The following is an 18,661-nucleotide window of genomic DNA, read 5'->3' on the forward strand; positions in this document are numbered from 1 at the left end:
CCCCATTCAAGTTTCCTGAACAAAAGGTCAAAACGGTACACCCCCTGTCGTTCTACAAGCTTTCAAGCACTCGCTGCTTTACTATTCCTTTAGGTTGATATCTTAGACTCTCTTCATCCCTAGTTTGGTGTGTGTGTTTATAGGCCTTTTTATTGGCCTATTTTCCGGGGAATCAGCAATCCGTCCGTATAAGGAGATCACCATGTTAGGCGTTATTGGCGCAATGAGCGAAGAGGTCCGCCTTTTACTAGGTCAACTTAACGATAAAAGCGAAAGTATCCATGCCGGGATTACCGTAACCATGGGAAATTACAAGGGAACAGATATAGCCCTAGCACAATCGGGCATTGGCAAGGTCAATGCCACGATCTGTACCCAAATGATAATTGATCTCTTTAAGCCTGAGAAACTGGTTTTCAGTGGCGTAGCAGGTGGGTTGCTTCCCAATATGCAAGCCGGTGATATTATCATTGCCAGTCATGTCGTGGAATACGATATGAATTTGACGGCTTTTGGACGCCGACACGGCGAAACCCCCGGGCGTGAAAGGCTGATAGAATGTGATCCCGATCTTGTCGGCAAAGCTACCACAGCTTTTGATACTGCATTTGAAGATGTCGAAGACGCCCCGAACCTTATGCTCGGCACGATTGCGTCCGGCGATACCTTTGTGCAGGACCGCGACAAACTCCGTTGGCTCCAACGTGAATTTGCAGCACTTGCGACAGAAATGGAAGGAGCAGCCTTTGGACAGACCTGCCGCCTTAACGGCCTGCCATTTGTTGTTATCCGGGCTTTATCTGATTCCTCTTCCGACAGTGCCAGCGAAGATTTCGAAGCCAACCTGCACCGCGCTTGTCTTAACTCTTTCGAGCTAATGGACCTGATGATCCCTAGTGCTCTGAAGGACTGGAACCAAGTCGATCGTCGAAACCGCGAGGACTGAACCGGAAAAGATCGAAACCAGAGGGGCAAACGCAGGCAGGATAAAAGCGTATACATCAGTCGGAATGAAATGAAGTGATGGACGGATCTACGCAGTCCACCACTCCAAAATTTTAGCAGGAACTTAAAAGCATAATTCCCAAGAGAATTTACTTACTCTGGCAACATCTCGCCAACCTGTTTTTCCAACGCCTTTGGATCGCTCAAGAAGCCAGCATGGAATTCAACAGCCATCGGATCGGGATAAACATCTTCAATATTGTTTTCTACAGCTTCAAGAACCGCCTTAACGACTGAACTCGGGGCCGTTTTATCCAATGGTAAACCAGCCGTCATATCCGTATCAATCGGTCCGGGATATACACCAACAACATGGGTTCCATGTGCCGCCAGTTCTGCGCGCACCCCTTGAGTAAGAGAGTGAACAGCCGCTTTCGAAGCTGAATAAGACCCAAGAGCAGGAAAATTAAGATACCCTGCAACGGATGAAATATTAACAATTGCGCCACCGCCATTTGCCTTCAAAACAGGTGCAAAGGCACGGATCATATTCAAAGGTGCAAAGTAATTTGTTTCCATTTCATCCCGCGCATCATCAAGCGACGGTGCGGTCATAAAGCTGGTAAAACGAGCAATCCCTGCATTGTTAATCAGCAAAGAAATATCTTTAAAATCATTCGCTATGGACTTGATTGCATCAGGTTGGTTCACATCCAAAGTAACCGGAATAACTTTGCCTTCACTTTGCTTCACTAGATCTGACAACTTATCTACGTCACGCGCTGCGGCATAAATCTTGGAAGCCCCGGCAGTAATCAATTCTTCGACAAAAGCACGGCCAATGCCACGGTTAGCACCGGTTACAAACGCAACTTTACCCTTAATATTACTCATTATCTCTTCCTCAAAAACGATGCCTATTATATAGGTCAAATTAAATACCGATAAGTATTAAAATAAGAACACACAACTAAATGTCAAATTAAAATACCAAGCGGTATTAATTTTAATCGCAACGTTATAGCGCGCCTGCGGCGACTCTGAGATTCGTCTTGGTTCGCTCTATTTGTGACTTGAAGAAATAAATTTACCTGATAAAATACCATTCGGTATATATATTTGATCGAGATGACAATGGGACGCGGCCGACCACGCAAAACAGATCCGGAACAAGCGCTCGACACAGCGATGAAAGTCTTTTGGAACAAAGGCTTCGAAGGCACATCGATGAGCGACTTGGTCTGCGCGACCGGTATGGCAAAACCGGGACTTTACGCCTGTTTTGGTGATAAAGAGACTCTCTATAAAAAATCTTTAACTCGATATTTTAATAATCTCGGCACGCCGCTGCTCGATGATCTGGAACACTCGACCGATCCCTTACCCCTAGTCGTCCGTCGCTTTTTGGAAACTGTCGCCCATTCAATGCTGGATGAGAGCTGCCCAAGCGGCTGCTTTGTTGTGAACAGTCTTATCGAAGGTGCCTCGCAACATCCCGCATTAAAAGCAATTGGGAAAGAATACGATCAAAGACGCCGGGATGTTTTTTCCCAACGATTTGCTGATGCCCAGAAGAACGGCGAAATCCCGACCCAAGTGAATGCCCAAGCACTCGCAGATTTTTTTGCGGCTCAGTCCCTTGCTCTGGGTGTTATGGGACGAACAGGTACCAACGAAAAAGAGTTGAGCAACTTTATTGATGTTGCCTTGACGGCTTTACCCGCTAATCATTAAAACGAAAACCTGTCCGAAATATTCAAGACCGAAAGAAAACACGCCCTTAATCTGCTTGTTCATTATTTGAAAACATCAGATCAAAGGAGAAACAAGTGCAACTCGCCTATACTATTCTTTATGTTCAGGACGTTCCCGCAACATTGGTATTTTACCAAAAAGCCTTTGGCTTTAAGCAGAAAATGCTTCACGAAAGTAATGATTACGGCGAACTTGATACGGGGCAGACAACCCTGTCTTTCTCGTCTCTTTCCCTCATGAAGGAATTGGGTAAGAACCCGTCATCCCCACAAAAAGAACATCCCTGTTTTGAGGTTGCGTTCACCACGGATAATGTCCCAGAAGCATTTGATCGCGCTTTGAAATCTGGTGCAGTATCCGTTCAAGAACCAACAGAAATGCCATGGGGGCAAACAACAGCCTACGTAAGCGATCTTAACGGGTTTCTGGTGGAAATCTGTACGCCAATAATAATGTAGTAATCACAAACACCGACTTAAATCAGAATATTTTAATCTGCGACAAAAATTTCAATTCTTATCATCTATAATAAGTATCTCTTATTGCAGGTACTTATTATAGATACGATGATACGTTCCGTCTTCACGCATCTCGGACAACGCCGCATTAAAAGCGGGTAAAATGTCAGCATAAGAAGAATCTTTTCGAATAAGAAATCTGAATTCAACTTCGTCAAAGGGATAGGTGCCCTCTTCGAGTATTTCACTGTGTTCCTGGTTAAGCTTCCCCTCTTTGATCAGGCGATTTATATTATATTTCAAGATAAAGTCGTGCTCGATCATCCCATCAAAAGATGTGTCTCTTTGAACCAACATAATTAAGGCCTGTGTAAATTTGGGCGCATAGGTCACTTTCAGATTTTTTAAATTTTCTTCCGCCCAACCATTTCCCAAATAGGACAAAATCCTATAGCCCCGAAGATCAGCTGCCGTTCGCGCTTTCAACAAAATATTTTTATTTGGATTTTTTTTATTTGCGAACAACCGCCAGGTAAATGTAAAGACCGGATCACTAGCGGACAGATACGATAAGCGTTCAGGAGTTGCTATTGTCAACATTGCGTCCCCCTTCTTGCTCTTAACCAATGATTGCGTCCGTTTCCAGGGGTACAATTCAATAGTCAACGGTTTATCGATCCGATTGAAAACTTCTGAAATAACCTCTATAAACAAACCTTTTGGACGATTATCTTCTCCATTGTATATAAAGGGTTCATAATCGGAATCATCCAACCAAACAAAATTTTCAGATGCCTGGCTTTTCCCGATCGCACCACTCATCATGAACAGGAAAATACATATTCGAAAACTTAATCGATTAAACATTAATGCTCCTGTTCAAATACCTAAAGCTTTTTGTGGTTACAAAATTTTACCTTACCAAGTTCTAAACATTCATTAATAACTTGTTGATTTTATTGGAATCAAAAATCCAGCACAAATTTAGCAATTATCAATACTTCCCGTATAAAGTTCATTGCGAAATATCGTTTAAGGGGAAAGGATAAACAGGGTGCACAGTTTTTATATCTGTCACCCGGATATAATGCAGATTAGATCACGTTTTTTTTAAACCTTTTTTATAGTAGCCCTCTTACAAGGGCTGTTTGTTACCGCCGTTTTTGCTGAACAAGAAACAATCACAATCTATGCTGTGAACTATCCCCCCTATTCTATTGAAACCCCAAAGCAAGACGGACTAAGGGGTTTTGATGCAGAGGTCGTCGTAGAAGCTTTTGAAAGGGTTAGCATCAACGCCGCCGTCGAATATATGCCATGGGCCAGAATTATGTTGAGGGCTGAACAAGGTAAAATAGCTGCGGCATTATCTTGCGCCAAAGCAAAAAAAAGAGGCCATTTCATTTCCTATTCACCCCCCATCAGCAGCGCAACCCACAGCTTCGTTGCAAAAAAAAACTATGAGGGAAAAGCCCCTCGAAGTTTGCAGGATGCCCGCGGCAAAAAAATTACTGTTGTTGACGGGTACACGACCAAGCTACAACTTAAAAATGCCGGAATTCCCTATCACGCGGTGATAAATGATGCAGCTGCTCTCAATGTTTTGTTAAAAAGAGATTTTGATTTTTTCTACACAACCCGAGAATTCATCCAATACATAACATCGGGTAAAATAATCGCGTCACAAATACAATATTTTGACGTGAAGCAAACATCATATCATCTCTGCTTTAGTCAAGGTTGGCCGTCATCCAATTTTTTACTAACAAAGTTCAACAAGGGGCTGGCTGCAATTAAAGCGGATGGAACTTACGACAAAATTCATGCAAAATATCAATAACAATTGATATTTTTAAAGGGTTAATTTAGCCACCTCAATAAGATGACATCCTCCCAAAATGTACCAGCAGGAACAACCCATTAGGCACAAATATCACCCATAACCTGTTTGAAAAATTTCCTGATGCCGGGATACCTTGGCAAAGGTGCGTGGGCTAAGGTCAAACCACTGCCGGAATTCACGGGTCATATGCGCCTGATCTGAAAAGCCGTAATCAAAAGCAAATTCTGCAAGCGATCCTGCGTTTATTATATCCCGTCCGGCCCTGCGCACACGGGCCAACCTGTGCCAGAAAACCGGGGACTTTCCGGTTTCATTTACAATAAAGCGTTGCAACGTTCTGGGAGACACCCCCAGATCAGACGCAGCATGATTGACGGTTACAACGCCAGAAGCCAAGCATTTTAAAGCATCCTCGGTCCGAAGGTGATGGGTTGTATAATGATCAATCAAATCAAGGACCTTGCCACCCGGCAAATGTCCCCTAACAGATTTCAAAAGCTGCGCGGCTTGAACCCTTGTCCCCGGTCGTAATCGATACCCCGTAAAATAGTCCCCCTTGAAGACAGGCACAATTTGACTGGTATCGGATAAATCAGACAGAAACCATACAGGTGCCTGCCCCTCTCGAAATTTAAAAATAAGGTCACAACAGCCGTCGGGAATAATAAGGCTCTGGTCATTGCTGACTGCGGTTGTTTCCCAAATATCCAGCACATTACTGCACATAGCATTCTTCACAATTGGCATATTTCTATCCAAAGTATAAAACCATGTATGCCCTAAAAATGATAGTTCTCAAAAAAATACGACATCCTTATTTACCCACGTCTTTTTCTCTGTTCGCTATTCAGTTTTGGCAGTGTGTGTTCACAAAAGTGTGAGGCATTGATTTATTTAAAAGCCCCCCATTGAAAATAGAACAATCGGTCTAAATATGTTTAAAACCGATTGGTACTAATTTAAAAATCGAATACAAATATTACTATTTTCTAAGGACAAAAAAGATGAGCTTTACCCTGCACACCAAAGAAACTGCCTCTGAACAAAGCCAACCACTTCTTGATAATGCAATTGAAGCATTTGGCATGGTGCCAAATTTAATTGCGGTTATGGCTGAGGCTCCGGCCACTTTGGAAGCTTACCAAACCCTACATTCTCTTTTTCAGCAGACAAGCTTTGATGCCGAAGAGCTAACCGTTGTCTGGCAGACCATCAATGTTGAGCACGAATGTCACTATTGCGTGCCTGCGCACACAGCGATTGCCCACATGATGAAGGTCGATGCCGGCATTATTGATGCCCTGCGAAACAAAACAGACTTGCCGACGGAAAAGCTTCAGGTCCTGCGCAGAACAACACTGGCCCTTGTAAAAAACCGTGGTCGTCTTGCTCCATCAGATGTTCAGGCATTCAAAACCGTTGGCTATGAAAACAAACAGCTTCTGGAAATTGTACTTGGTATTTCTCAAAAAGTGATCAGCAACTACACAAACCACTTGGCAGAGACACCATTAGACGAGCCATTCAAACAGTTTGCGTAAATCTAAAATCAAAAGGCCCGAGCAGATCTTTGCTCGGGCCTTTTGGTTTTTCGTCATATAATATACGGACATGCTATCTCCGCAAAGTAACATTGCAAATAACACAGGTTTATCAAATGTGTATTTGGCAAGGCCGAATACGTACCCAACCTACTGACCTTACAAATTTGAATTTGCAACTTTTAATTTAATTATTTATATGTTTTTCAATAAAAAGAAGTTTCGCATTTATTCTAGCGGAGAGATGAATATGCTTGTATTGCAAATACTTGGTGGGTTAGCAGTTTTCATTGGAGTTTTATGGGCTTTTCTAACTTTTAATAATCACTGTACTGAGAAATTCGGATACCAATTTTTCACAAAGCTTTCATTTATAATAGTTGGAATTGCTGTTGGTTTATTATTGATTGGTAATGAATGGCGCTTAAATTCAATTGCAGAAAATGGCGATATTTTAAATGGTATTATTCTTATGATTATAGGGATATGCATAGGCCTCTTTTTAATTATCCAAAACTTTAGAGCAACAAATTTTCTTTATGGTTTTGGTGGCAGTATTGTGCAAATTTCAGTATTCAGTGTTTTGGCATATTTTGGTGTAATTATACTTATATTAGGCGTATTTCTTAGCATCATAGCCAGCATGGGTGCTAAGCGAGTCTATGTGGTCAATCAATAGTTTTGTCCTGATGTATCAATTCACAAATGTATTATGCCAGTTTGTAATTTATATTTGGTGTAATAGGCTTTTACATCCCTATGATGTTTAGAAACAATCTAGTAAACCTACGCTCATGTTCGTTTAGTCATCGCTAACGCTACCCCGGTAATAACAAGCAAGGCACCTGTTATTTTATTTCTAATGGCGGCGCGACGCGCGCCCAAAAGATAGGGCCGTAAACTGCCCGCCAGAAAAGCGTAGGTCGTATCCAAAAAGGCTGCAACGACAAGAAAGGTAATGCTCAAAACAAAAAGTTGTCCGGGTGCCGGTAAGGCCGGATCCATAAACTGAGGGAAAAAGGCAGCATAAAAAATAATTGTCTTCGGGTTCGTGATCGCGACAACAACCCCTTGTAAAAATAACGATTTTCCCCGCTTTGTTGCAACCTGATCTTCCAGTCCCTGCCCTTTGCTGCGCCACGACTTAATACCGAGATATATGAGATAAAGCGCCCCCGCAAGCCGCAGAACATCAAACCAGTTCGACAACGCACTTAGCACCCACGCCATCCCCAAACCGCCGATAAGGAAAAGCACCACATTCCCTAAAACGGTGCCCATGACATTGGCGACACCCGCACGTGTTCCTTGATTAAGACTGTTCGCAATAACCAGCGTCACAATAGGTCCCGGAATAATTGCCAATACTGCTGTAGCCAAAACAAAAGCCAACCACAGGTTTAGGTTTATCGCGATATCAAACATACCTTCACACTTTCTTGTCAGATTTTCATACCTAAGCAAAGAACCCAAAAAGAAAGGAAGTCAAGTACCTCATAAACAAAAACACCACGCTTCATATCATCGCGATCAACATGGAATCTCGAGAGACAAATATCTGCGCCGAAAGAAAAAGCCCATACCGGGGCTTTCAGGTAGAAAGTTTAGATATCAAGAATAAGGTCACTACCCTTTGTCTGACGAGCCAAGACTTACCAACTGCCAATATTTTCCATAGATGCCCAAGGCTCTTGAGCAGGTAGAGATCCATCGACATGCAAAAGCTCAATAGAAATTCCGTCAGGTGATTTGATAAAGGCCATACGTCCATCCCGTGGCGGACGGTTGATTGTCACCCCTTGATCCATGAGTTTCTGGCAAAAATCATAGATATTATCGACGGCATAGGCTAGATGACCAAAATTCCGGGCACCTGACAGCTCTTCTGGGTCGTAATTGTAAGTCAGCTCCAGCTCTGCTTCTGGTTGCCCCGGTGCCGCTAGCATGACAATGGTAAAACGCCCTTCGGGATTATCAAAACGCCGGGTTTCGACTAGGCCCAGTTTGTTGCAATAAAAATCCATAGAAGCATCAAGGTCAGTGACCCGGACCATGGTGTGTAAATATTTCATCCCATTTTCTTTCGCTTATCGTCATACAACATTTGAATTGTTTAGCATGCTATCCACAAATATCCCTTTTGGAAACAGAGAGATAATCACTAAGCCGAGAGCCATGAAATGCCCATTAAATAAATCATAACTGTTTGAGGTAATCACGGAATTCCTTGCCTGCTTCTCTGCGGAAGTTCTCCCCTGTTCGCCCGACACTTTGCAAACGGTCGATACGGAAGGATCTGAAATCATCGCTTTTTTCACACCACGCGGTTAATAACCATACCTTGTCAAAGGCTGTTAGACCAAGCGGGCGAATAACCCGTTCACTCGATTGATCTTTTAAATCCAGATACTTGATATCCAACAAAGCTCTGTCGCGAACGGCTGTCCTTACGGGGCTAAGAAAATCAATGGTTTCTTCTTCGGACTTTGGCTGCACGGAATAGGCCAGCAATGGCGCATCGTAATAGCTGTCTTCCATATCTTCGGGCAGCACTGCCGATATTTTCGCGGATGCCCGTGTTGCCGCATCTGCCAGCGGCTTGTCCCCGCGTGCTGCAACCAGCCGCATTCCAATAATGATCGCATCCAGTTCATCCGCATCAAAATGCAGGGGCGGCAGAAAATATCCCTTTTCTATCTGATACCCGATGCCTCCTTCACCGCGCACTGGTGCCCCCATGGATTGTAAAGTCACCATGTCACGATAGATTGTCCTCAACGAAACACCCAGTTCTTCGGCAAGACTTTCAGCCGAGACAGGCTGTCGCCTTGCCCGCAAGCGATCGAGAATGGAGAAGAGTCTTTGAACACGCATCATTTTTTCCAACGTAGCCAAACCACCCTGACATAAATTGTCAGGAGTATCCAGTATAAGTCGGATTGTAAGCCCATATGCCAACTTCTGTGCTCAAACTTCTGTTCGCATATGGCTGCAAGAAACACAGGCAATTCAGCCACGGATATAAAATTTATAGCGATAGAAATGGAAGAAACGGCATGTTCAAAAAAGATCTTGGCCCCCTCAAAGCAATGGGCTTTGCCCGCTATGAAAAACGCGACGGTGTCGAAACCGCCGAAATCATCGAAGCGGCCCTGAACTGGCGACAGGATTTTCTGTCCACCCAGAAAGGCATCGCCATGCATTGTTTTCTGGGGAATGACAAAGGGCATTTTGCCGATGCCATTATGGCAAACGACCATCAGTCTTTTATGTCGATGTGCGAAGCCCACCCCAAAGCCAAAAGTTCTCAAGAGTTCATGGCGTTACTCAAGCCAGACAGCATTCGTCTCACCCCCAATATGATCCTCAAGGAAAATGTGGGTGTGCCGACAGATTTTTCCTGTATTGAATTTGGCACCTTCAGCCCCAAATCACCTGAGCAGTTTGATGAGAAATCCATGCTGGAAATATCTGCCCGGATTGAACAAAAATACCTGAGCAAGTTTGACGAACCACGGGCTCATTTCATGAGTAAGGTTGATGAAACCACCTATTCCGAAATAGCCTTTGTTGAGAACCTCGGCATGGCACGACGCATTTGTAACGGCTATGTTCAGGATGATACCTGTCTGGAACTTTTGGATATTTTTGATCCAGAAAGCGTCGATCTGGACTTCTGGTTCAAACTAGCCTGATCCCACAAGCCCCAAACACAGGATCAAAACTCAAAGGCCCCGAACTCACGGTGTCTCAATTACTGATGCCATGCTTTGAAATTTCCCTGTAGATCTCTCAGCATGGTACTTCTCTCTACTCTTATTTTTCATTTAAAATCGTTGCTCTATGGCGGGACCACCTACTTCGCTTGATCTCAAGTTAACCTGCGGGTGTAAATGTGCCCTCCATTCAACAAAAATCTGGTAGAGAAAATGGAAGACCATTTTTGGCATGGCAAATAGCAAAACAATCAAAACGGGTATATGAATGAAAATTTCATGCGCCAATTAAAGAACACATGCTGTTTTTTTAGACTGGAACAATCTTGAAGGTTTGTCTAATCTCTATAATGAAAATTTATTATAGAGAAGCTATATTATGCGCGTTTTATTCAGTGTTTTAATTACAGGTCTGGTCTTGTTTGGTACGCCTGTACAGGCACAATCAAACGGCGGTGAAACAACAGTGAATGAGATGAAGCGTAAGAGTGATGAGTGTCGCGCTAAGCGTTATATAATTGAAGACCTTGAGGTGCCGGCTTATAAAACGTGCATACATTCTTGTTCCGCATCAGATACTTATTATCTGCGATCTATGAACGGCACGCCACCATCAAAAGAAGAGGTTAAGCGCACTGTTGAGGCATGCAATACATCCCATAAAGAAGTCATGGAAATAGTTGCAAAGACGCAGGGTGTTTCACCTTCTGTGCGCTTGGGCTTAACGGCTTTAGACTATCAAGACAAAATGGATCGTCATCATAAAAGATGTTTAGATACTCAATCAGTAGAAGCATGTGATTGCGCGACAAAGAATCTGTCTGCGAAGCTCAACGTCGCTTATAGAAGCATAGAGCGCGCCTATCCACGTGCGCTGGCTAGCTGTAAAACAGGGAAACAACTGCGATATTAGGTGCCTTCTAAAACGCAAAACAATGGCAATTTTGCAAATATTTTTTAAACATTTTGGATCTTGTGCCCGAAGCCGACTATCTGGCCATGGAATCTGACCCAGCTTACCAAGCCTTTAATCAGGGCATACTAAAACATTGATGCCATCAAGAAAGTTATAAGCGTCAAAATATTTAACGTCGATGCTTCAAAGGATGTCGCAAATCTCTAACGCTGGTCAAAATGGCAAATATCCGTCATAAATCACCCCATCACATGTAACGATTACACTAACGTTCAACACCAGGCTTGTTTATGGAAACATGGTACTACTGGGCAGATAATCAGGAATTTGGCCCTGTAACGAAATTGGAACTCTATAAGCTTTTCAAAGCCAATGTTATTGCGGGCTACAGCTTTGTACGTCCGCATGCCCCAGAAACACAGGACAGCGACACATGGCTTGCCTATAAAGAACTCAAGATCCGTAGAAGTGATTTCACTTGGGATGAATTAAACGGGGCAGAGCTAGATAATTCAGAGTTAAATGACGAAGCCTCAAGTGAAGATGCCCCCAAACAATCAACAGCTTCCGAAACAGCTTCAAGGGCACAAGATAACAACAACCGAAAAGGCATCTGGAATGATCTCTCCCCACATCCCTGGCGGAGATATTTTGCCCGCTGGGTTGATATATCAATCTATGCCAATCTGATTTTTTCCCCCGCAATGGCTCACTTTACCCCGAACGACCTTAACCAATATATGCAACAGCTTTCCATTATTGATTTAGTCGCAATCCTGATTGGGATACCTGTTCTCTTTTTTAGCTCTGTTGCCATCATAAACACGGTTTTAACCGGAATATTCGGTACAACAATTGGCAAGTACCTTCTTGGGATAAAAGTTCTTTCTAAAGACGGATTACGACTTTCCATGAAGCAGACAGCCAAACGTGAGGCCTTAGTGTACACCAAAGGTTTTGCGCTTGGTCTGCCCGTCTTGTCCCTCATCACCCAAATGTACGGCTATTTTGATCTGACGATGGATAAAGCAACCTCATGGGATAAAAGCCTAAACACCACGATTGCTCATCGGGAAAATAACGGCCTTCAATTCTGGGCAGGTCTTGTTGTAATTGGCCTCTATCTTTATTTTTCCAGAAGTCCTTATTCACCCTATATCGCTTGGTTTTGATCCCAGAGTTCACCCTACGATAACGGCCGATTTGCGCTCTTCGTCATCCATAGACTCGAAAATCGTCTCACAGAAATCAAAGATCTCGCGAGAGACTTCGAACTGAAAGGTTTCCGTCTGCGCTTCGTTGCGATGGCTCACACGATCCCAGCGGGTTTCTTTATCCACATCCAGATAGTGCACCTGATAATCACAGCCATGATCTTTCAGAAAGTCAGCAACCCTTTCGCGCTGACTTTTACCGAAAAAACCCAAGTCGAGAATAACCGGAACGCCTTTACTCACGACCTTACGCGTTTCAGTCAGCTGTTGGCTTTCACACCGCTGCGTTCGCTCCAGCGCCCAAGAATAAAGCGGCGGGTCCGGCATATCCATAAAAAACAGGGTCTTCATCCACTCATCTACGGAAAAGATAATCGCATTTTCCCGCTCGGCCAACTTCGCCGCATAGGTGCTTTTCCCTGCCCCCGTGTTTCCGACAATCAAATAAACACACGCCAAAATTTAATTCCTAACATTTACATAAATTAATCTACGATAAAAATTACACGTTAAAAATACTGATCGAAATTATTTATACATATTCTCAACACCACTTCGCATCGAAGTACATTATCGCTTTTTCTTTTTAGCATCTAATGCTTCATGAAATTCATCAACAGCAAGATCTTTCACAGAAACGTACTGATCAATTCCATTTTTACGCTTAAACAATATAACTGACCACTCAACGTCATTAGATACAATTAGAGGTCCAATTCCATAAATCATAGCTGGCGGAGTGCGCCTTCTCCAATCACTTTTAGGATCATATCCCGAAGAGTATAATGCGACACAAACCGCAAAACCTGTGTATTCTGTATCAGCTATTTCTGTTTCATACTCTTCACAAACAAAAGAGTTTTCTTTTAAATTGAGAATTACACTTTGAAAATCATACTGCTCAATAAGCAATGTAATTTTTGTTTCAAGCTTTTGTTCTGCCTTTAATAATTGATTGTCTCTGAAAGTTGCAAACTGTGAAGAGCTGTTGTCTTTAGAATAGGTCGGTATTGGAGTGCTTGTTAGCGAAGAATACCAAATATCCGACAAAAAACTCTTAGGTTGAGAGCAAGCGGACAAGAACCCGCCGATAAATAGCATATACAAAACAAACAAAGACCTATTACGTTTCATTTTCCCTCTCAGAAACAACAGACAACATTGATACAAAAAGAAAATTGACCTTCCTTCTGCAACCACCGATGATAAAAGAGTTATCTATATAAACTAGTGTCATCAAGTTAAAGCGACTTAATAACAACATATACCAACGAAATACTGGGTACAGCCCTTGATAGATTATCAAAGCTTGAGAAGCATATGAGCATCACAGATCAAATTGAAGATCCCCAGCAGTCGCTGGATCAAATTCCAGCTACGCGCGCCTTGATTGATCAGCTCTATAGCTGTGGCAAAATCAATCGGCAGACCCGTAACGCAGCTTTGCAACACCTGATCCCTCATACCCAATGGGGCATTTGGGCATCTAGGTTACTGTTGGGGCTTGGGGTTTGTTTGGTCCTTTCCGGCGTCATATATTTCTTTGCCTTTAACTGGGCTAAATTGTTACCCGCCCATAAGCTGGGGGGCATCCAGTTTGCGATTATCGCCAGCATTATCGCCGCCTGTGTTTGCGGACTGAACCGTCTTTCCGGGCAGCTTGCGCTTATATCTGCAAGTGTTTTTGTCGGGGTTTTTCTGGCTGTTTTTGGACAAATTTATCAAACCGGGGCCGACGCCTATCAGCTTTTCATGGTCTGGTCATTGTTGATACTGGGCTGGACGATCCTCTCCAGATTTGCGGCTCATTGGGTGTTATGGCTTGTTGTTTTTAATGTCTTTTTGGGTCTTTGGTGGGAACAGGTCCCGACTGCAAGATCATGGATTGGACCAGACTGGTCGCCATTGATATTACCGCTTCTTGCCTGTTTCAACGGCCTTGTTCTCTGTACACGTGAACTCTTATCGCAAAGATCAGCCTCTGCCTATGACTGGTTGAGCGCAAAATGGACCCGCTGGATCATTCTGATCCCGATCCTCACCCTGTTAAATATTCCCATCCTTCTATTAATTGTTTCTCCTGATCTGGCTTATGAAGGCGTTTTCATTGGCTCTTTTGTCGGGGCAATTGGACATATTTGTGTTTATGTCTATTACCGCAAAATCGTAAAGGATATCTGGTCACTGGCTGCAATCACCATTTCGGCCCTGATCATTGTCGAAATCCTCACAATCCGGGTGCTATTTGAAATACTCATGGACGAAGAAGAGCTTGGCGTTTTACTGATGGGCATTGTTACCATCGGCATTATCACGGGATTTACCATGTATCTGCGGTACCTTACCCGTACGCTGCAGCACGAAAATAAAGTATCCGTCACAACGCTCCCCGCAAAGAATACAGCAACAAGTGTAACCACAGAAGACACGGGGCCCTCAAATGATTAACGTAAAGACGGAACAACACCCAAAGAAAATGTCTGCAGCAGATCTTGTTGATCATCTGTCAAACCAGAACCTGATTACTGATCCAAACGGTATTAACAGCTTCATTCAAGCACAGCAACAAACGCCGGACATTCCAATCTACCTCAAAATTCTATCGGGCATCGGGGCCTTTATTGCCTCTATCTGTTTTGTTGGTTTTTTGATCCTGATCGAAGTCATTAGCTTTAACAACGCCGTGGGTGCACTAACCACCAGCGTTATTTTCATTGTTGTAGCAATCGGGCTGTACACCGCTACGTCAGATGATAACTCCACGGAAAAAAACTTCTTTCTCCAGGTTTCCTTTGCCCTGATGGGTACGGGTAAGTTCCTTTTTGTCTTTGCAACCTTGGAAGCTTTTGGCGAAAACCTGTTTGCGATTGCCCTGTCCTCTTTACTCATCACGGCACTGACCTATCCTTTTTATCGGCTGCATGTCGAACGCTTCATGTCCTGTACGGGGGTCTTGATCGTTATCCTGCTCAACATTCTTTGGGAAGATGAACTCGGCCTGCCAACCGACATAGCCTTCAACCTGTTTATACTGATTCAGCTTGTCGCCGCGGGCTGTCTTTTGCTCCACCCCAAAGTAGCCGCTTTCTTTCAGCCCGTGGCACAGGCCCTCATTACTGGCCTCGCAATCTCGGTCCTTTTTCTGTCATCACACACCGAATTTAACTATCTGGACAATCCGCTCTTTATCTCTTCATCCACTAGTAACATCTTATTTGCGGCAGCCCTTATCTTCTTGATTATCTGGGCCGCTGGCGGGAAAGAACACATAAAACGAGAACCAATTATTGTCGCCATTATCGGGACAATACTACTCGCCTTGTTATCTGCACCCGGTATCCTGTTGTCCCTCGGCTTGATGATTTTTGGCTACGCGCGCCATGACAAGCTCTTTACCTTGCTTGGCTTCTTACTTCTGCCTGTTTTCCTCTGGCTTTATTACTATAATCTCGACATTACCCTGCTTCAAAAATCAATCATTCTGGTCGCTAGCGGTGGCGTTATGATTGCCGGGAAATTTTATCTTAAATTTAGGGGGTGGGATCGGACAGCGCCACAATTCTCAAATGAAGACGTAACCTTGAACAACAAGGCTACAGAACAAGGAGACACATCATGCGCCTGAAAATCATGATAGGCCTGACCGTTGTTATCCTTCTGGTCCTGAACTATAGCATTTATCAAAAGGAAGAAATTATCGACAAGGGCGAGTCCGTCTTGCTTGAATTAGCCCCGGTTGACCCGCGCTCACTAATCCAAGGGGATTATATGCGTCTGCGCTATGTTATAGAAAGAGTTGCCGACGAAGCCAGTGCAGCACCTGATGTCGAAAGTGGTTACATGATCGTCAGCGTCAATGAACAACACATAGCCAGCTTTGTCAGGTTTGATGATGAAACCCCACTAGCTGAGAATGAAAAGCGGCTTTATTACCATCGATCCTATAACGGTTTAAAGATCGTTCCGGACTCTTTCTTTTTTCAAGAAGGCCACGCAGACCGTTATCAAAATGCGAAATACGGCGTTTTCAAATTTGACAACAGCGGCAACCACATCCTGACAGACCTGGTTGATGAGCCTGCTTCATAAGGCTGCCTTAGTCACGATAAACCTGATTTATAAACCAGTTGTAATGCTTGTGTTGTGAGCTCGTTTTCAACACACAAGCATTACCGCAAGATTGACCGATCCACGTCCTTGATATCGCGCTTGCCGCACAGGGCCATAGTGATATCCATTTCATTGCGGATAATTTCTATCGACTTGGTCACACCTTCTTTGCCCATCGCGCCCAGACCATAAAGGAACGGTCGGCCGATGTAGGTTCCCTTTGCGCCAAGGGCCACGGCTTTCAACACATCCTGCCCGGACCTAATACCGCCATCCATGTGCACTTCGACTTTATCGCCAACGGCCTCGACAATTTCTGGTAATGCTTCGATAGAAGAAATCGCTCCGTCGAGTTGACGGCCACCATGATTGGAGACAATGATAGCATCGGCCCCGGTTTTCAGGGACATCTTGGCGTCTTCCGGATCAAGAATACCTTTAAGGATCAACTTCCCACCCCAGCGTTCCTTAATCCACGCCACGTCATCCCAAGAAAGCTTGGGATCAAACTGTTCTGCCGTCCATGACGACAGAGAACTAAGATCTTCAACGCCCTGTGCATGACCAACGATATTACCAAAGGTACGGTTCTTTGTACCCAACATTCCAAGACACCAGCCCGGTCGTGTTGCCATCTGCCAGACATGGTGAGGCGTAAACTTGGGCGGCGTGGACAGACCGTTTCGTAAATCCTTGTGACGCTGTCCCAGAATTTGCAAATCGAGGGTCAGGACCAACGCCGAACAGCCCGCAGCCTTTGCGCGGTCAATCAAACGCCCGGCGAAATCCTTGTCGCGCATGACATAAAGCTGAAACCAGAAAGGCTTAGTTGTTTTCTCGGCAACGGCCTCAATAGAACAAACTGACATGGTCGAAAGCGTAAAGGGCACCCCAGCCTCTTCACAGGCTTGCGCCGCCAAAATTTCGCCATCTGCGCGCTGCATGCCTGTCAGCCCCGTCGGGGCAATCGCAACAGGCATAGACACATCCTGCCCGACCATCTCACTGGCGAGGGTGCGATTGGTCATATCCACGGCAACCCGTTGACGGAACTTTATTTTTTGAAAATCGCTTTCATTAGCGTGATAGGTTCCTTCGGTCCAGGACCCTGAATCTGCATAGTCAAAAAACATCTTTGGCACACGACGTTGCGCCAGTTTTTTTAGATCGCCAATTTCCAGAACCTGAACCATGACACGCTTTCCTTATCCCTTTTCCCCTTTGCTGATGGCCATTTTTGGGGCCATCTTCTTGGGACCAGATGAAATATTGACATATTGGATAAATAATTTTACCAATTATGTAAAGTGGTAAATTATTATTACCAAAATATCTCAATAAATATTTGGGCAAGATGGCACTGAACAAAATACGATCTGAAAAACTATCGGATACTGTGGCAAAACAACTAGAGAACTATATTCTCGAAGGCGTACTGCCGCCGGGTGAGTACCTGCCGGCTGAACGTGATCTGGCAAAACAATTGGATGTTTCCCGCCCCTCTCTCCGCGATGCCCTGCAAAAGCTCGAAGCTCAGGGATTGCTGGAAACCCATCAGGGTGGTGGCACCCTGGTTAAAAACTTTCTAGGGCCATCCCTCACCAACCCTTTGACCGCGATCTTTCAAAACCACCCTGACACCGTAAATGATTTTATGGAATTCCGGGCTATTTCCGAAGGTAATGCCGCCTATTATGCCGCAGTGCGCGCCACCGATGCCGACCGGGAAATACTCACCGCCTGTATAGCGGCCATGGATGCGGCCCATGAAAAAGGGGATTTGGAACTGGAAGCCAGTATCGACGCTGATTTTCACCTGAACATCGCCGAAGCAGCGCACAACGTCGTGCTCTTGCACGTTATCCGTTCCCTCGTAGAAGTTCTGAAAAAGGGCGTCTTCCTAAGTCGAAAGCAGCTCTATACCCATCAAGGGTCACGTGAACGTCTGCTCGCCCAACATCACGCCATCTATGACACTGTTATGGCTGGCAACCCCGACGAAGCCCAAAAGGCATCGCAAGATCACCTTGCTTACGTCCAGCAAGCTATCCGCGATTTGGAACGTGAAGATCACCGTATCGAAGTTTCAAAACGACGTCTGGAACGCTTTATGGCAAAGCAAAAGAAAAATACTCGGGAATAAAAAAATCAGAAGACTGTGAT

Annotated in this window: 22 protein-coding genes; 13 read left to right on the forward strand and 9 right to left on the reverse strand. The window is 44.3% G+C overall.

What is annotated here, in order from left to right; all coding sequences use genetic code 11:
• The first annotated feature begins 202 nt into the window (after positions 1 to 202).
• Positions 203 to 946 (forward strand): 5'-methylthioadenosine/adenosylhomocysteine nucleosidase, encoded by a 744-nt coding sequence (locus ACN0QW_RS12500; RefSeq protein ID WP_417431963.1) that lies wholly within the window; start codon positions 203 to 205, stop codon positions 944 to 946.
• Positions 947 to 1,098: 152 nt separating this feature from the next.
• Here ACN0QW_RS12500 and ACN0QW_RS12505 read toward each other — a convergent pair whose 3' ends face one another.
• Positions 1,099 to 1,839: an SDR family oxidoreductase gene (locus ACN0QW_RS12505; RefSeq protein WP_417431964.1), complete on the reverse strand. Its 741-nt coding sequence runs from the start codon at positions 1,837 to 1,839 to the stop codon at positions 1,099 to 1,101.
• A gap of 240 nt (positions 1,840 to 2,079) precedes the next feature.
• Here ACN0QW_RS12505 and ACN0QW_RS12510 point away from each other — a divergent pair, with 240 nt between their 5' ends.
• Both ACN0QW_RS12510 and ACN0QW_RS12515 read left to right on the forward strand, forming a co-directional pair.
• Entirely contained in the window at positions 2,080 to 2,679 is a 600-nt protein-coding gene (locus tag ACN0QW_RS12510; protein WP_417431965.1) for a TetR/AcrR family transcriptional regulator, read from the forward strand.
• Positions 2,680 to 2,774: 95 nt separating this feature from the next.
• Complete coding sequence (locus tag ACN0QW_RS12515; protein ID WP_417431966.1) at positions 2,775 to 3,158, forward strand: VOC family protein; 384 nt, start codon at positions 2,775 to 2,777, stop codon at positions 3,156 to 3,158.
• An 81-nt stretch (positions 3,159 to 3,239) separates the two neighbouring features.
• Here the strand turns inward: ACN0QW_RS12515 and ACN0QW_RS12520 are convergent, their stop codons facing one another.
• Entirely contained in the window at positions 3,240 to 4,025 is a 786-nt protein-coding gene (locus tag ACN0QW_RS12520) for a substrate-binding periplasmic protein (protein WP_299375918.1), read from the reverse strand.
• A 328-nt stretch (positions 4,026 to 4,353) separates the two neighbouring features.
• Here ACN0QW_RS12520 and ACN0QW_RS12525 point away from each other — a divergent pair, with 328 nt between their 5' ends.
• Complete coding sequence (locus ACN0QW_RS12525) at positions 4,354 to 4,998, forward strand: substrate-binding periplasmic protein (protein ID WP_417431967.1); 645 nt, start codon at positions 4,354 to 4,356, stop codon at positions 4,996 to 4,998.
• Positions 4,999 to 5,091: 93 nt separating this feature from the next.
• Here ACN0QW_RS12525 and ACN0QW_RS12530 read toward each other — a convergent pair whose 3' ends face one another.
• Positions 5,092 to 5,748, reverse strand: a complete 657-nt coding sequence (locus ACN0QW_RS12530) for a helix-turn-helix domain-containing protein (RefSeq protein ID WP_417431968.1) — start codon at positions 5,746 to 5,748, stop codon at positions 5,092 to 5,094.
• A 257-nt stretch (positions 5,749 to 6,005) separates the two neighbouring features.
• Here ACN0QW_RS12530 and ACN0QW_RS12535 point away from each other — a divergent pair, with 257 nt between their 5' ends.
• Together ACN0QW_RS12535 and ACN0QW_RS12540 are read left to right on the forward strand one after the other, a co-directional pair.
• Positions 6,006 to 6,542, forward strand: coding sequence for a carboxymuconolactone decarboxylase family protein (locus ACN0QW_RS12535; protein WP_417431969.1), 537 nt, complete (start codon positions 6,006 to 6,008; stop codon positions 6,540 to 6,542).
• 250 nt (positions 6,543 to 6,792) lie between these two features.
• Complete coding sequence (locus ACN0QW_RS12540; protein ID WP_417431970.1) at positions 6,793 to 7,221, forward strand: hypothetical protein; 429 nt, start codon at positions 6,793 to 6,795, stop codon at positions 7,219 to 7,221.
• Between the two features lie 113 nt (positions 7,222 to 7,334).
• On the opposite strand, the gene ACN0QW_RS12545 is transcribed toward ACN0QW_RS12540, so the two are convergent.
• The 3 genes from ACN0QW_RS12545 to ACN0QW_RS12555 form a co-directional block, all read right to left on the reverse strand.
• Entirely contained in the window at positions 7,335 to 7,967 is a 633-nt protein-coding gene (locus ACN0QW_RS12545; protein ID WP_299379147.1) for a LysE family translocator, read from the reverse strand.
• A 227-nt stretch (positions 7,968 to 8,194) separates the two neighbouring features.
• A complete protein-coding gene (locus ACN0QW_RS12550) occupies positions 8,195 to 8,614 on the reverse strand; it encodes a VOC family protein (protein WP_417431971.1) in 420 nt (139 codons plus the stop codon).
• A gap of 124 nt (positions 8,615 to 8,738) precedes the next feature.
• Positions 8,739 to 9,419: a helix-turn-helix transcriptional regulator gene (locus ACN0QW_RS12555; protein WP_417431972.1), complete on the reverse strand. Its 681-nt coding sequence runs from the start codon at positions 9,417 to 9,419 to the stop codon at positions 8,739 to 8,741.
• Positions 9,420 to 9,598: 179 nt separating this feature from the next.
• On the opposite strand from ACN0QW_RS12555, the gene ACN0QW_RS12560 reads away from it, so the two are divergent.
• The 3 genes from ACN0QW_RS12560 (at position 9,599) to ACN0QW_RS12570 (ending at position 12,346) form a co-directional block, all read left to right on the forward strand.
• Entirely contained in the window at positions 9,599 to 10,237 is a 639-nt protein-coding gene (locus tag ACN0QW_RS12560) for a hypothetical protein (RefSeq protein WP_417431973.1), read from the forward strand.
• 400 nt (positions 10,238 to 10,637) lie between these two features.
• Positions 10,638 to 11,171 carry a hypothetical protein gene (locus tag ACN0QW_RS12565; RefSeq protein WP_417431974.1) on the forward strand — a complete coding sequence of 178 codons (534 nt, stop codon included), beginning with the start codon at positions 10,638 to 10,640 and terminating at the stop codon, positions 11,169 to 11,171.
• 293 nt (positions 11,172 to 11,464) lie between these two features.
• A complete protein-coding gene (locus tag ACN0QW_RS12570) occupies positions 11,465 to 12,346 on the forward strand; it encodes an RDD family protein (protein WP_417431975.1) in 882 nt (293 codons plus the stop codon).
• 9 nt (positions 12,347 to 12,355) lie between these two features.
• On the opposite strand, the gene ACN0QW_RS12575 is transcribed toward ACN0QW_RS12570, so the two are convergent.
• Both ACN0QW_RS12575 and ACN0QW_RS12580 read right to left on the reverse strand, forming a co-directional pair.
• Positions 12,356 to 12,847, reverse strand: coding sequence for an AAA family ATPase (locus ACN0QW_RS12575; RefSeq protein ID WP_417431976.1), 492 nt, complete (start codon positions 12,845 to 12,847; stop codon positions 12,356 to 12,358).
• Positions 12,848 to 12,958: 111 nt separating this feature from the next.
• Complete coding sequence (locus ACN0QW_RS12580; protein ID WP_417431977.1) at positions 12,959 to 13,522, reverse strand: hypothetical protein; 564 nt, start codon at positions 13,520 to 13,522, stop codon at positions 12,959 to 12,961.
• Between the two features lie 186 nt (positions 13,523 to 13,708).
• Between ACN0QW_RS12580 and ACN0QW_RS12585 the strand changes: the two genes are divergently transcribed.
• The 3 genes from ACN0QW_RS12585 to ACN0QW_RS12595 are packed head-to-tail and all read left to right on the forward strand — an operon-like array spanning position 13,709 to position 16,477.
• Positions 13,709 to 14,836 carry a DUF2157 domain-containing protein gene (locus ACN0QW_RS12585; protein ID WP_417431978.1) on the forward strand — a complete coding sequence of 376 codons (1,128 nt, stop codon included), beginning with the start codon at positions 13,709 to 13,711 and terminating at the stop codon, positions 14,834 to 14,836.
• Entirely contained in the window at positions 14,829 to 16,013 is a 1,185-nt protein-coding gene (locus ACN0QW_RS12590) for a DUF4401 domain-containing protein (RefSeq protein ID WP_417431979.1), read from the forward strand. The genes ACN0QW_RS12585 and ACN0QW_RS12590 overlap by 8 nt, the downstream gene beginning before the upstream one ends.
• Positions 16,004 to 16,477, forward strand: a complete 474-nt coding sequence (locus tag ACN0QW_RS12595; RefSeq protein ID WP_417431980.1) for a GDYXXLXY domain-containing protein — start codon at positions 16,004 to 16,006, stop codon at positions 16,475 to 16,477. Before ACN0QW_RS12590 ends, ACN0QW_RS12595 begins: the two co-directional genes overlap by 10 nt.
• An 80-nt stretch (positions 16,478 to 16,557) precedes the next feature.
• On the opposite strand, the gene ACN0QW_RS12600 is transcribed toward ACN0QW_RS12595, so the two are convergent.
• On the reverse strand, positions 16,558 to 17,691 hold the full coding sequence (locus ACN0QW_RS12600) for an alpha-hydroxy acid oxidase (protein WP_417431981.1): 1,134 nt from the start codon (positions 17,689 to 17,691) through the stop codon (positions 16,558 to 16,560).
• Between the two features lie 161 nt (positions 17,692 to 17,852).
• Here ACN0QW_RS12600 and ACN0QW_RS12605 point away from each other — a divergent pair, with 161 nt between their 5' ends.
• Entirely contained in the window at positions 17,853 to 18,641 is a 789-nt protein-coding gene (locus tag ACN0QW_RS12605; RefSeq protein WP_417431982.1) for an FCD domain-containing protein, read from the forward strand.
• The last annotated feature ends 20 nt before the right edge of the window (positions 18,642 to 18,661 follow it).

It is taken from the genome of Kiloniella sp., from assembly GCF_048259265.1.
Lineage (GTDB): Bacteria > Pseudomonadota > Alphaproteobacteria > Kiloniellales > Kiloniellaceae > Kiloniella.

Excerpts from the sequence above, each read along its gene's own strand:
- ACN0QW_RS12500 (WP_417431963.1), top strand. The coding sequence starts at position 203 with ATGTTAGGCGTTATTGGCGCAATGAGCGAAGAGGTCCGCCTTTTACTA.
- ACN0QW_RS12505 (WP_417431964.1), bottom strand. The coding sequence starts at position 1,839 with ATGAGTAATATTAAGGGTAAAGTTGCGTTTGTAACCGGTGCTAACCGT.
- ACN0QW_RS12510 (WP_417431965.1), top strand. The coding sequence starts at position 2,080 with ATGGGACGCGGCCGACCACGCAAAACAGATCCGGAACAAGCGCTCGAC.
- ACN0QW_RS12520 (WP_299375918.1), bottom strand. The coding sequence starts at position 4,025 with ATGTTTAATCGATTAAGTTTTCGAATATGTATTTTCCTGTTCATGATG.
- ACN0QW_RS12530 (WP_417431968.1), bottom strand. The coding sequence starts at position 5,748 with ATGCCAATTGTGAAGAATGCTATGTGCAGTAATGTGCTGGATATTTGG.
- ACN0QW_RS12535 (WP_417431969.1), top strand. The coding sequence starts at position 6,006 with ATGAGCTTTACCCTGCACACCAAAGAAACTGCCTCTGAACAAAGCCAA.
- ACN0QW_RS12540 (WP_417431970.1), top strand. The coding sequence starts at position 6,793 with ATGCTTGTATTGCAAATACTTGGTGGGTTAGCAGTTTTCATTGGAGTT.
- ACN0QW_RS12545 (WP_299379147.1), bottom strand. The coding sequence starts at position 7,967 with ATGTTTGATATCGCGATAAACCTAAACCTGTGGTTGGCTTTTGTTTTG.
- ACN0QW_RS12550 (WP_417431971.1), bottom strand. The coding sequence starts at position 8,614 with ATGAAATATTTACACACCATGGTCCGGGTCACTGACCTTGATGCTTCT.
- ACN0QW_RS12555 (WP_417431972.1), bottom strand. The coding sequence starts at position 9,419 with ATGATGCGTGTTCAAAGACTCTTCTCCATTCTCGATCGCTTGCGGGCA.
- ACN0QW_RS12560 (WP_417431973.1), top strand. The coding sequence starts at position 9,599 with ATGTTCAAAAAAGATCTTGGCCCCCTCAAAGCAATGGGCTTTGCCCGC.
- ACN0QW_RS12565 (WP_417431974.1), top strand. The coding sequence starts at position 10,638 with ATGCGCGTTTTATTCAGTGTTTTAATTACAGGTCTGGTCTTGTTTGGT.
- ACN0QW_RS12570 (WP_417431975.1), top strand. The coding sequence starts at position 11,465 with ATGGAAACATGGTACTACTGGGCAGATAATCAGGAATTTGGCCCTGTA.
- ACN0QW_RS12580 (WP_417431977.1), bottom strand. The coding sequence starts at position 13,522 with ATGAAACGTAATAGGTCTTTGTTTGTTTTGTATATGCTATTTATCGGC.
- ACN0QW_RS12585 (WP_417431978.1), top strand. The coding sequence starts at position 13,709 with ATGAGCATCACAGATCAAATTGAAGATCCCCAGCAGTCGCTGGATCAA.
- ACN0QW_RS12590 (WP_417431979.1), top strand. The coding sequence starts at position 14,829 with ATGATTAACGTAAAGACGGAACAACACCCAAAGAAAATGTCTGCAGCA.
- ACN0QW_RS12595 (WP_417431980.1), top strand. The coding sequence starts at position 16,004 with ATGCGCCTGAAAATCATGATAGGCCTGACCGTTGTTATCCTTCTGGTC.
- ACN0QW_RS12600 (WP_417431981.1), bottom strand. The coding sequence starts at position 17,691 with ATGGTTCAGGTTCTGGAAATTGGCGATCTAAAAAAACTGGCGCAACGT.
- ACN0QW_RS12605 (WP_417431982.1), top strand. The coding sequence starts at position 17,853 with ATGGCACTGAACAAAATACGATCTGAAAAACTATCGGATACTGTGGCA.